We start from the raw sequence: 11,507 nt of genomic DNA on the forward strand, positions 1-11,507 counted from the left end.
AGCGTCGTCTTCCCCGAACCGGACGGTCCGATGACGCCGAACACCTCCCCGGCCGGTACGTCGAGATCCACGTCATGGAGCACGGTCGTCTCGACCGACGCGCCGTTCCTCGAGGAACGACGAACGACCACCAGGTTTCGCGTCTGGATCTTGGATGTCTTCACGGTTCTTTCCCTGCTGCCTTCGCTGGCATTCTGAAACAGGTCGTGCGACGTCCTTCCTTCTTTATCTTCTACTTCTCTTCTATATCAATCAACAGCAGTAGTAGTAGGGGCTGTGGAATTGTGTGTAAGTCGTCCACACGCGGCGTCGCGATCGCGAGGACCGGCCGTGGTCCCGGGATGAACGTTGCGCCGTCGCCGAACGGGTCGTCGGGGACAACGCGCACAGAAGACGCGCCGTCACCCACAGTCATCCTCAAGCCGCTCATCGAGCGGCGGTTTGTCCACGGTCACCCAGCGGCGCTCCACGGGATGTTCAGAGTGCGTCGGGGACAGCGCTTCGGCCCCGGCGAAACGACGACGGCCCCGCTCGGGGCGGGGCCGTTCGTCACGAGAGCTCTCCCAGGAAGGTAGGACGCTAGAGCGCGTGGAGCACGCGGCGGAGGTTCTCCACGTCGCGACGCGTCGTGCCGCCTTCCTCCACCTCGTCGGCGATCTTCCGGTGCGCATGAAGCACCGTCGTGTGATCTCGCCCGCCGAAGTGTTCGCCGATCTGAGCGAGGGAGAGATGAGTCAGTTCGCGCGCGAGGTACATCGCCACCTGCCGGGCGTGCGCGATCTGACTCGCGCGCCCGCGTGCCTTCATCTTCTCGACGGGCACGCCGTACGACTCGGCGACAGCCTGCTGGATGCGGGCCACGGACACGGGACCGCGCGGCTTTCCGAGGAACTCGGAGAGCACTTCCTTGGCGAGGTCGACCGTGATCTCGCTTCCGGTCAGACTGGAGAAGGCGAGGAGCCGGACGAGCGATCCCTCCAGCTCGCGGATATTAGACGTCACACTGTTCGCGATGAGATGTATGACGTCATTGGGTATCGAAATCCCGTCCAGCTCCGCCTTCTCATGCAGGATGGCGATGCGCGTCTCGAGGTCCGGTGGCTGGATGTCGGTGACGAGCCCGGACTCGAATCTCGAGACCAGTCGCTCCTCGAGCGTCGCGATCTGCTTCGGGGGTCGGTCGCTTGTCAGGACGATCTGCTTGTGGGCCAGGTAGAGCGCGTTGAAGGTGTGGAAGAACTCCTCCTGCGTGCTCTCCTTCCCCGCCAGGAACTGTACGTCGTCGATCAGCAGGATGTCCTTGCCGCGGTACTTGTCGCGGAACTGAAGCGTCGTCCCCCTCTGGATCGCCGTGATCAGCTCGTTCATGAAGGTCTCGGCCGTCACGTAGTAGATCGAGAGGTTCGGGCGGTGCTCCCGCGCGTAGTTCCCGATCGCCTGCATGAGGTGCGTCTTGCCGAGACCGACCCCCCCATAGATGAACAGGGGGTTGTAAGCCTCAGCGGGCGCCTCCGCCACCGCCATCGTTGCAGCCTGAGCGAAACGATTGCTGCCCCCCACAATAAACGTCGAGAACGTATATCTCGGGTTGAGCTGGCACTCATCGGCCGCTGGCGTGGTCAGAGGCGGAGGCGTTGCCCGCCTGGTTGACACCGGTTCGTACTCGTCCGGCTGCCTGTGCGACACCAGGAACTCCGGGGTCACCGGCTCGCCGGCCGTCTGCTCAAGCACCTCCCTGATGAGGTCCACGTAGTGCTCCTCCAACCAGTCGGCGAAGAAGCGGTTCGGAACCTCGATCCGGATCGTCCCGTCCTTGAGATCCACCGCCTTCGTGGGCTCGAACCAGGTCTGGTAGCTCTGGCGCTCGGTCTCGGCGCGAATGGCGTCGAGGCAGCGGGCCCACAGGTCGGCAGCAGTCATGGTCACGGGCATGTTATCCACAAACTGTGGATAGAGTATCCACAAAGGAGTCAGCAGTCTGGAAATCGAAGGAATCGGGAGAAAACAGGCGAAATGAGAAGCTTACGGTGGTTGAAGCCTGTCTACATTCTCCCTCCCCAATGTGGATAACCCGGTAACCTGTTGTATTTCGGGCAGTTGCCGGCCAGCTCAGCGGAGAGACAGCGCATCTCGTCGATCGGACTCTCCGTGAGCTGTGTTGAGTCCGTCAGGGGAGGATCCCTTCGCGCGAGTTCTCGTTGGTTATCAACCAGCGTTGTGACGGCGCGGGATGTTATCACGGGGACAAGGGGGGTGCAAGGACTTTCTGTGGTGGAGGCGGACTTTTTTCGGGGGCGATCGGCGGGGGCTGAATGGGAGAGAATCGGCTTGACAGGAGGGTGGGGCGTTGATAGTCTGTGTGGTTCGTGTAACGCTCGGCAGGACACCATGTAATGAGGATACCATGAAGCGAACCTACCAGCCCAAGAAGCGCAGAGGCAAGAGGAAGCACGGGTTCCTGCGCAGAAGCTCGACACCGGGCGGCCGCAAGGTGCTGGCGCGTCGTCGTGCCAAGAAGCGGAAGCGGCTGACGACGCGATAGGTGGTCACTTGTCGCCTCAGAGCGTCAAGAGAGAGAGCACGATCAAGGACCGCGGGACGCTGGAGCGAACGCTGAAGCACGGCGTCGTCGTGAGGACTCGGTTCTTCCGAATGTGCTTTCTGACCGGAAGTGGGCCGCCGAAGATCGCATTCCTGGCGGGTCGAAGAGTTGGAGGCGCGGTCCGACGCAACCGCGCGAAGAGGGTCATCCGCGAAGCGTACCGAACGACCGACATCGATCTCTCCGGGATCGAGACCCTCGTCTTCGTAGCGACACCCAGAGTGGTCGACGCACACCACCACGACGTCAAACACGCGACCGTCGACGCTCTCAGGCGCGCCTCCCAAACGGCAGATGAGACGTGAAGGCGCGGCCGCACTCTTGAGGCCGCGGTCGGAACAGACGGATTCGATGACGCCCCCCAAGGAGTCCTCGAGACCCCTCATTCTCACGAGGCTGGCCGTGCTGGCCATCCGTGGATACCAGCGCCTCCTCTCGCCGCTCTTCCCCGGGACATGCCGTTACGCCCCAAGCTGCTCCGAGTACGCGGTGCGCGCGTTCGAGCGGCACGGGCTGGTGCGCGGCACGCGGTACGCTGTGGCCCGGATCTCCCGCTGCCACCCGTGGAGTGACGGCGGGTACGATCCCGTGCCTCGCTGAACCGGGGAGCCGGTCGGCCCGGAGACGGCCGTCCCCACCAAGGAGGCCTGAATGAGTGAGAGGCGCGCCATCCTGGCCGTCCTCCTGATCTTCCTCTTGTTCTTCGGCTACACGTACTTCTCGCGGCGCGGTTCCGAGGCACCGGAGCAGCCGGTCGCCACGACCGAGGTCCCTGACGAGGCCGCGCCGAGCTCCTCGGGGTCCGCGACGCCCGGTGATGCCGCCGGCACGGAGGAGTCGGTCGCCGCAGAGCCTGCGGATGAAGAGGCCTCCACGCCCTCAGAAGACGAGGCCGCGTCCGCCCGGGCCGAGCTGCCCGGCGCCGGACGAACGGCCGAGACGACGACCATAGAGACCCCTCTCTATCGCGCCACGCTGTCAAGCCGCGGGGCCGCGGTCGTCTCGTTCGAGCTCAAGGAGTACGCGGACGCCGAGGGACGCCCGGTCGACCTGGTCGCGCCGGGCGACCCGGCGCTTGCCGCAGTGGTCCGGTACGGCGCGAACAGCGTTGACACGGGCGAGTGGATCTTCGAGCCGTCCGTGACCGGGTCGGTGCCGCTGGCGGAGGGCAGAGAGGACGTATCGGTGCGCTTCGAAGCGCGGCGCGCCGACGGGCTGACGCTCACGAGGTCCTACACGTTCCGGCCGGACTCGTATCTCTTCGATGTGTCGATGCGGTTGTCAGGCGTTCCCGGCACGACGGGCGGGCGCGAGGTCGTACTCGGCTGGCCGGGAGTGCTTCCCACCGAGGAGAAGGAGGACGACCGCGGACTCGCCTCGGTCATCTACAGCGAGGAAGACACCGAGCGGTTCAACCTGGGGGACCTCAGCAAGGAGCCCGAGCGCACGGTCGCCGGCAACCTCCTCTGGGCGACGTCGCAGTCGCGCTACTTCACGGCGGCGCTCCTGGCGGACGGAGGGGAGTCGTTCGAGCGTGTCGAGGCCTTCGGCGACCAGGAGCGGAGGACGGTCGGGTTCCGGGCGACTCGGGAGATCGAGGCCGGGAGCGATGACCTCACGCTCCGCGCGTACGCAGGACCGCAGGACTACATCCGGATCAGCAAGCTCGGGTACGAGCTCGAGCGGGCCGTCGATCTCGGATGGAGCATCACGCGTCCCCTGTCTGTGCTCATGCTCAGGGCGCTCGTCTGGGCGCACGGCGTGGTCCCGAACTACGGACTCGTGATCATCATCTTCTCCATCCTCACGAAGCTCCTCTTCTACAGACTTACCCACAAGAGCTTCACAGAGATGAAGCGCATGCAGGAGCTCCAGCCCAAGCTCGAGGAGCTCAAGAAGACCCATGGGGATGACAAGGAGAGACTGGCGAAGGAACAGATGGAGCTCTACAAGCGGGAGGGCGTGAACCCGCTCGGCGGATGCCTGCCGATGCTGCTCCAGATGCCGGTCTTCATCGCGCTGTTCCAGGTGCTCAGGACGACGATCGAACTCCGCGGAGCGCACTTCGCACTCTGGATCACCGACCTGTCGCAGCCGGATACGATCGCCACGATCGCCGGCTTTCCCATTCACATCCTGCCTCTCCTTATGGGCGTCGGGATGCTCGTCCAGCAGCGCTTCTCGTCCAAGGACCCGAGCCAGGCGATGGTCGGCAGGCTCATGCCGATCCTCTTCACGGTGCTCTTCTACAACTTCGCTTCGGGTCTCGTTCTCTACTGGCTGGTGAACACCGTGCTCAGCGTCGCGCAGCAGTACTACATCCACAAGTCGCCGGGTCCGAGCGGTCCCGGCAGCGACGCGGCCGCCCCGCGCGGTGACACCGCGGAAACGCACGCATCGCCCGACGAAGGCGCGGGCGGCGACGAGGGGGCCGGCGGGTCCCGGAACGCTCAGAAGAAGCGCTCGTCGTCGAAGAAGCGCCGCAAGAAGAAGCGGTAGCGTGCGTCATCGGCTGAATGGTTGGGGGGCGGCCCGGGAGGACACATCACATGGCACGCACGATCGAAAGCACCGGCAGGACCGTGGCGCAGGCGACGTCGGAGGCTCTGAGGGAACTCGGTATCTCGCGGGAGGACGCCGAGATCGACGTGGTTCAGAGTGGCAAGAAGGGCTTTCTCGGCATCTTCGGCGGGACGCCCGCCATGGTGCGCGTGACGCACCGACCCTCGACGGGCAAGCAGGCCGAGGAGGTCGTGACGAACATGCTCCGCCTGATGCAGATCAGTAATCAGCTGCACGTCACCGAGACCAAGAAGTCGCTCGTCCTCGACATCGAGACCGCAGGTTCGGACGGTCTGCTCATCGGCAAGGGCGGTCAGACGCTGTCGGCCCTGGAGTACCTGGTCAACCGCATCCTGCAGCGCCGGGGACGCCGGTCGCCGCGCGTCGTCCTGGATGTCAGCGGGTACAAGCGGCAGCGCGAGGACTTTCTGAAGAACAAGGCGCTGTCGCTGGCCGACGAGGTCAAGTCGGCCGGCCAGAAGGTCACCACGGAGCCTCTCGACGCGGCGGACAGGAAGATCGTCCACGAGACGCTCCGCTCCGACCCCGCCATCGAGACGAAGAGCGTCGGTCACGGCAGGGTCAAGAGCGTGGTCCTCTCCCCCGCCTCGAAGAAGAGCAAGAAGCGCGGGGGCAGGAAGCGACCGCGCCGCAGGAGGCGGAAGAAGTAGGACCGCCGGCCTCGAAGGCGAGGAACGGGCCATGAGGCCGCAGAGACACGACACCATCGCAGCGATCGCGACGGCGCCCGGTCCCGGGGCTGTCGCGATCGTTCGTCTTTCGGGGCCGCGAGCGCTGGATATAGCGGCCGCGGTCTTCGATGGAACCGTGCGGCTAGATGAGGTGCCGAGCCACACGGTCCACCTCGGGCGCGCCAGAACCACGGGTGGTGATGCACTCGACGAGGTGCTCGCGACCGTCATGCGCGCGCCGGCCAGCTACACCACTGAGGATGTTGTGGAACTGGGATGCCACGGCGGAGCGGTCGCGGCCCGCGCCGTGCTCGACGCGTGCCTTGCCGCAGGGGCCCGGCCCGCCCGACGCGGGGAGTTCACCGAGCGCGCCTTCTTCGGAGGGCGAATGGACCTCGTGCAGGCCGAGGCCGTTGCCGACCTCGTCGCGGCACGCACGCGGCGCGGGCTGGCGGCGGCACTCGGTCAGCTGGAGGGGACGCTCTCGTCGCGGCTCGAGCGACTCCGGGAGAGTCTCCTGAACTACCGGGCCGACGTGGAGACGCTCGTCGACTTCGATGCCGACGACATCGGCGGTCCCGATGTCGAGGGCGCGGTCGCCGCCGGAGAGTCCACGCTTGAGGAGCTCGAGGAGCTCCTCAAGGGGGCGCGTCTGGGGACGGCTGTTCGCGACGGCCTCTCCGCCGCCGTCGTCGGACGCCCGAACGTCGGCAAGTCCAGTCTCATGAACGCGTTCCTCGGGCGCGACCGGGCCATCGTGACCGAGACGCCGGGGACCACCCGCGATATCATCGAGGAGGTCGCCGACGTCTGCGGCGTCCCGGTCCGGCTCATCGACACCGCCGGCTGGCGGGACGCGCGCGAGCCGGCGGAGGCCGCGGGCGTCTCGCGTTCGCGCGCGGCGGCCCGGGGCGCGGACGTCGTGCTGCACGTGTTCGACCTGGCTGACGGGTGGACGGACGGCGACGCGGCGGTGGCGCGCGAGCTCGACAACGATCGGGTTATCGTCGTCGGGAACAAGAACGACCTTCCCGAAGACCGTCGAACGCGCCCGTGTCCGAGGGCCTTCGTGTCCGTCTCGGCCCTGACGGGCGACGCGCTGCCCGCCCTGGCGGAGCAGATCGTGCGGCTCGGCGCGGGACCCGGTGAGTCCGCGACGGTCACGAACACCCGCCACGTGGACGCGCTCCGGCGTGCGCGCGACGCCGTCGGAAGGTCGCTGGGGCAGCTGCGGGGCGCAGGTCACCCTGAGCTCGCCGCACTGGAGGCGTCCGAGGCGGCGGATGCGCTCGGCGAGATCACCGGAGAGACGACGCCCGACGATGTGCTGCGGGCGATCTTCGACAGGTTCTGTGTGGGGAAGTGAGCGTGGCTGAGAGACAGGGACATCGCCGGCGGCACGATCTCTGGCCGCCCGACATCGTCGTCGTGGGGGCCGGACACGCCGCATGCGAGGCAGCACTGGCCGCGGGGCGTCTGGGTCGGCGCGTGGTCGTCGTGACCATCTCCCGCGCGCACGTCGGCGAGATGCCGTGCAACCCCGCTATCGGCGGGATCGCCAAGGGTCAGCTCGTGCGGGAGATCGACGCCCTGGGCGGCGAGATGGGCCGCGCCATCGACGACTGCGGCATCCAGTTCCGCATGCTGAACACCGGCAAGGGCGCGGCCGTCCGGTCACCGCGGGCGCAGGCCGACAAGTTCCGCTACCACGCGAGGATGCTGGCGGCCCTCGAGCAGGAGCCCAACATTACGCTCATCGAGGACCGGGTCGAGGACCTCGTGGCGGAGCATGGTGCCATCAAGGGTGTAAAGTTGACACACGGGGCCAGAATATCCTGTGAAGCCGTTATCTTGACAGCCGGGACATTCCTGTGTGGGCGTCTCTATGTTGGCCTGCGCGCCTGGCGGGGCGGGCGAAGCGGCGAGCCGGCCGCGAGGGGCCTCTCCCCCGGCCTCCGACGGCTCGGCCTGAGCGTTGGACGGCTGAAGACGGGGACACCACCGCGCGTGGATGCGGCCTCGGTCGATTGGGCGGCGACGCGGCGACAGCCGGGCGATGACGAGCCGCAGCCGTTCTCGTTCTCGAACGAGCGGGTCGAGGTCGAACAGGTGGCGTGCTATCTCACCGAGACCACGCCGGCTGTTCACGATGTTATCAACAGCTCGCTCGAGGGGTCGCCTCTGTTCACAGGCTGCATCACCGGGATCGGACCACGCTACTGCCCGTCGATCGAGGACAAGGTCGTGCGCTTCGCGGAACGACAGGCGCACCGCGTCATCCTGGAACCGGAGACGCGCGACGGTCGGACGACGTACCTGAACGGCCTCGCGACGAGTCTGCCGTTCGAGGTGCAGGAGGCGTTCGTCCACCAGATCCCGGGGCTCGAAGGCGCGGAGCTGGTAAGACCGGGGTATGCGGTCGAGTACGACTTCGTCGACCCGCGCGAGCTGAAGCCGTCCCTCGAGGTCCGGCACGTGAGCGGGCTCTTTCTCGCCGGCCAGATCAACGGGACCTCAGGCTACGAAGAGGCGGCGGCGCAGGGCCTGATGGCGGGCATCAACGCCGACCGCCGCCTCAGGGACGAAGAGCCGGTGGTGCTCGGCCGGGGCGACGCCTACATCGGCGTGCTGATCGACGATCTCGTGACGAAGGGGGCGGACGAGCCCTATCGGATGTTCACGAGCCGTGCGGAGCACCGGCTCGTCCTTCGTCAGGACAACGCGGACCTCAGACTGACGCCGCTGGGGTATGAGATCGGCCTGGTCGACGAGCCCGGCTATCGCCGCGCAGTGGCGAAGCGGGATGCGGCGGAGAGCGAGATCGACCGGCTCGAGGCGACGTTCGTGGCGCCGGCCGTTGCGAACCCCGTGCTGGAGCGGCGCGGCAGCCCACGGATCGGGCAGCCTGTCTCGGCGGCGCAGCTCCTCCGGAGACCGGAAATGGACTACCTCTCTGTTGAGATGATGGCACCGCCGCCGTCGCCGGTTCGAGCGGACGTGGCGCGCCATGTTGAGATCGAGGTCAGCTACGGGGGATACATCGACCGTTCCCGAGCGCGGATCGGTCGCCAGCGGGAGTACGACAGGATGCGGATCCCCGCGGGTCTTTCGTACGATGCGGTCAGGGGGCTCTCGACCGAGTCGCGCCAGAAGCTCGACCGCCTGCGGCCGGAGACGATCGGTCAGGCCGCGCGAATCCCCGGCGTGAGTCCGGCGGATGTGTCGGTTCTGCTGATCCACATGAGGCTCCGCGACAACGCTGGGAGCGTGAGCTGATGGCGGAGCTTGCTCGTGAGGCCATGGAGGCGCTCGCAGGACCCGTCCCGGACGACCGCTTCGAACTTCTCAGACACTTCGGGCGCGTGCTGGAGGGGTCGGCGCGGCGGTTCGGTCTGGTCTCGAAGAGGGATGAGCGACTGATCGGGACCCACATTCTCGACAGTGCGTCGCTTCTGTCGCTCGGCGGGGTTGATGAGCAGCTGTCCCAGGGAGAGCTGGCGGACTTGGGCACCGGTGGGGGTCTTCCGGGCATGGTGCTGGCGATCCTCAGGCCGCGGATTACGGTCGCACTTGTGGATAGTCGCCGGTCGCGGGTCGTCTTTCTCAAGCAGGCGATCGACGAACTCGAGCTCAAGAACGTCCGTATCGTGCACGAACGGATCGAGCATATAGTGAGTGAAGAATCGTTCGCCAACGCGACAGCGCGTGCACTGGGCACGATCGATGATGTGCTGGTCATGAGTCTGGGCGCTCTCAGACCAGGAGGGCGTCTTTTCCTCTATAAGGGACCAGCATGGGCGCGCGAACGGGCGCGGGCCGTTCGCATCGCCCGGGGCGCCGGGGCCGAACTTGAGCGCGAGGAGCAGGTGCGGCTTCCAGGGCTCGGCAGGGCGACGACATTCGCGGTGTTTCACGTGAAACAGGTCTGAGGCGCCCACGGCGTGGTCGTGCGAGGAAGATAGGCGGCGGGAGCACAGAGAGAGCAGGCGGGGGGTGTTTCACGTGAAACACCACCGAGCGAAGGCTGGGTCCCGATGGTCACTGCGCCACAGACTGTTTCACGTGAAACACCTACCGGGGCAGATCGGAGCTCCCTTGCCGCTGTAGCAACGACCGTTTCACGTGAAACACCCCCGGAGGCACATCACGGCATACTGCTGCTCCGTGTCCACTGTTTCACGTGAAACACCTACCGGGGCAGATCGGAGCCGACTTGGCGCCACGCCACAGACTGTTTCACGTGAAACACCTGGGTTATGCCCGCTTCGCGGCTCTCGGGAAGACTGATGTTTCACGTGAAACACCCCCGGCCTTGGTCTCGGCGTCCTGCGAAAAAGCTGTGGATAACTCGCCGTATACCCAAGTTCCCTCTTGACACAGGAGGGGGGACGTGGTTGCTTCGTCGGACGGACTTCCAGGCACCCACCTCCCGGGCAGTGGACAAGGCGTCTATATCCACAAGGCGGTATTGTGAGTCGGATGATCGCCATTGCGAATCAGAAGGGCGGAGTGGGGAAGACGACCACAGCTGTCAACCTTGCAGCCTGTACGGCGGTCGCCGAGCGCCCGACCCTTCTTATCGACATCGACCCGCAGGCGAACGCGACGAGCGGCCTCGGCATCGCCAAGGATGATGTCCAGGCCAGCGTCTACGAGGTTCTCATCGGCGAGACGTCGGCGGAGGAAGCGATCATGCCTGCGCCGCAGCTCCCGTTCCTCGATGTGATGCCGGCCGACCAGCGTCTGATCGGCGCCGAGGTCGAGCTGGTGAACGTCATGGCGCGTGAGACGAGGCTGCGGCGCGCACTGGAGTCGGTGCGGGACCGATACCACTTCATCTTCGTCGACTGCCCTCCTTCCCTGGGGCTTCTCACGGTCAACACGCTGACGGCGGCAGACACGGTCATCGTTCCGATCCAGTGTGAGTACTACGCCCTCGAGGGACTTGGACAGCTTCTGAACAGCATCCGGCTCGTGCAGCGCAACCTGAACGCGTCGCTCCGGATCGAGGGCATCCTCCTGACGATGTACGACGGCAGGCTGAACCTGGCGCGGCAGGTGGCCGAGGAGGCACGCCGCTACTTCGGTGACCGCGTCTACCGCACGATGATCCCTCGGAACGTCCGGCTCGGGGAAGCGCCGAGCTTCGGACAACCGATCATCCTCTACGACATCCTCTCTTCCGGAGCCGAGAGTTACATCGAGCTCGCGAAGGAGATCATGTTCCACGAGACACAGCCGGAACCTGAGACCGTCGAGTCGATCCAGGAGGGCTAGCGGCGCACGGCCGGGTCGACGCGACCGACCGGGCGTGTTCGGCGGCGGCACTTGAGTAGGGGACAAGCGATGAAGCGAAAAGCACTCGGACGCGGCCTGGGCGCCCTGATTCCGGAGGCGCCGCAGGAGGAGAACGGCGTCGCGGTCGTGACGGAGATCAGCGTTGAGGTGATCGAGCGCAACAAGGAGCAGCCGCGTACGCGGTTCGACGACGCATCGCTCCGTGAGCTCGCGGGGTCGATCGCATCGCACGGCGTGCTGCAGCCCGTCGTGGTGCGGCCGGTTCCGACCGGCGGCTATCAGCTGATCGTCGGGGAGCGACGGCTGAGGGCGGCGCGTCTGGCCGGTCTCGAGCGGATCCCCGCCATCGTCAG

The 11,507-nt window shown here is 66.2% G+C and carries 12 protein-coding genes; 10 read left to right on the forward strand and 2 right to left on the reverse strand.

The annotated features are described in order from the left end of the window. Both GF405_03470 and dnaA read right to left on the reverse strand, forming a co-directional pair. On the reverse strand, window positions 1–134 hold a 134-nt coding region (locus tag GF405_03470; GenBank protein ID MBD3367222.1), incomplete at its 3' end, for an ATP-binding cassette domain-containing protein. A 445-nt stretch (window positions 135–579) separates the two neighbouring features. Then, entirely contained in the window at window positions 580–1,920 is a 1,341-nt protein-coding gene (gene dnaA / locus GF405_03475; protein MBD3367223.1) for a chromosomal replication initiator protein DnaA, read from the reverse strand. Window positions 1,921–2,404: 484 nt separating this feature from the next. Between dnaA and rpmH the strand changes: the two genes are divergently transcribed. The 10 genes from rpmH to GF405_03525 all read left to right on the forward strand — a co-directional run. Continuing rightward, a complete protein-coding gene (rpmH, locus tag GF405_03480) occupies window positions 2,405–2,542 on the forward strand; it encodes a 50S ribosomal protein L34 (protein MBD3367224.1) in 138 nt (45 codons plus the stop codon). Then, window positions 2,539–2,907, forward strand: coding sequence for a ribonuclease P protein component (locus GF405_03485; protein MBD3367225.1), 369 nt, complete (start codon window positions 2,539–2,541; stop codon window positions 2,905–2,907). The genes rpmH and GF405_03485 overlap by 4 nt, the downstream gene beginning before the upstream one ends. A gap of 46 nt (window positions 2,908–2,953) precedes the next feature. Further along, window positions 2,954–3,202: a membrane protein insertion efficiency factor YidD gene (yidD, locus tag GF405_03490; protein ID MBD3367226.1), complete on the forward strand. Its 249-nt coding sequence runs from the start codon at window positions 2,954–2,956 to the stop codon at window positions 3,200–3,202. Between the two features lie 51 nt (window positions 3,203–3,253). Further along, entirely contained in the window at window positions 3,254–5,101 is a 1,848-nt protein-coding gene (gene yidC, locus GF405_03495; protein MBD3367227.1) for a membrane protein insertase YidC, read from the forward strand. Window positions 5,102–5,118: 17 nt separating this feature from the next. Then, on the forward strand, window positions 5,119–5,835 hold the full coding sequence (locus GF405_03500) for a KH domain-containing protein (protein MBD3367228.1): 717 nt from the start codon (window positions 5,119–5,121) through the stop codon (window positions 5,833–5,835). Between the two features lie 31 nt (window positions 5,836–5,866). After that, window positions 5,867–7,222 carry a tRNA uridine-5-carboxymethylaminomethyl(34) synthesis GTPase MnmE gene (gene mnmE / locus GF405_03505; protein MBD3367229.1) on the forward strand — a complete coding sequence of 452 codons (1,356 nt, stop codon included), beginning with the start codon at window positions 5,867–5,869 and terminating at the stop codon, window positions 7,220–7,222. 2 nt (window positions 7,223–7,224) lie between these two features. Beyond that, window positions 7,225–9,132, forward strand: coding sequence for a tRNA uridine-5-carboxymethylaminomethyl(34) synthesis enzyme MnmG (gene mnmG / locus GF405_03510; GenBank protein ID MBD3367230.1), 1,908 nt, complete (start codon window positions 7,225–7,227; stop codon window positions 9,130–9,132). After that, complete coding sequence (rsmG, locus tag GF405_03515; GenBank protein MBD3367231.1) at window positions 9,132–9,785, forward strand: 16S rRNA (guanine(527)-N(7))-methyltransferase RsmG; 654 nt, start codon at window positions 9,132–9,134, stop codon at window positions 9,783–9,785. The genes mnmG and rsmG overlap by 1 nt, the downstream gene beginning before the upstream one ends. A gap of 541 nt (window positions 9,786–10,326) precedes the next feature. Beyond that, window positions 10,327–11,133: an AAA family ATPase gene (locus GF405_03520; GenBank protein ID MBD3367232.1), complete on the forward strand. Its 807-nt coding sequence runs from the start codon at window positions 10,327–10,329 to the stop codon at window positions 11,131–11,133. A 69-nt stretch (window positions 11,134–11,202) separates the two neighbouring features. Further along, window positions 11,203–11,507: ParB/RepB/Spo0J family partition protein (locus GF405_03525; GenBank protein ID MBD3367233.1), on the forward strand; the 305-nt coding region annotated here is incomplete at its 3' end.

It is taken from the genome of Candidatus Effluviviaceae Genus V sp., from assembly GCA_014728125.1.
Classification (GTDB): domain Bacteria; phylum Joyebacterota; class Joyebacteria; order Joyebacterales; family Joyebacteraceae; genus WJMD01.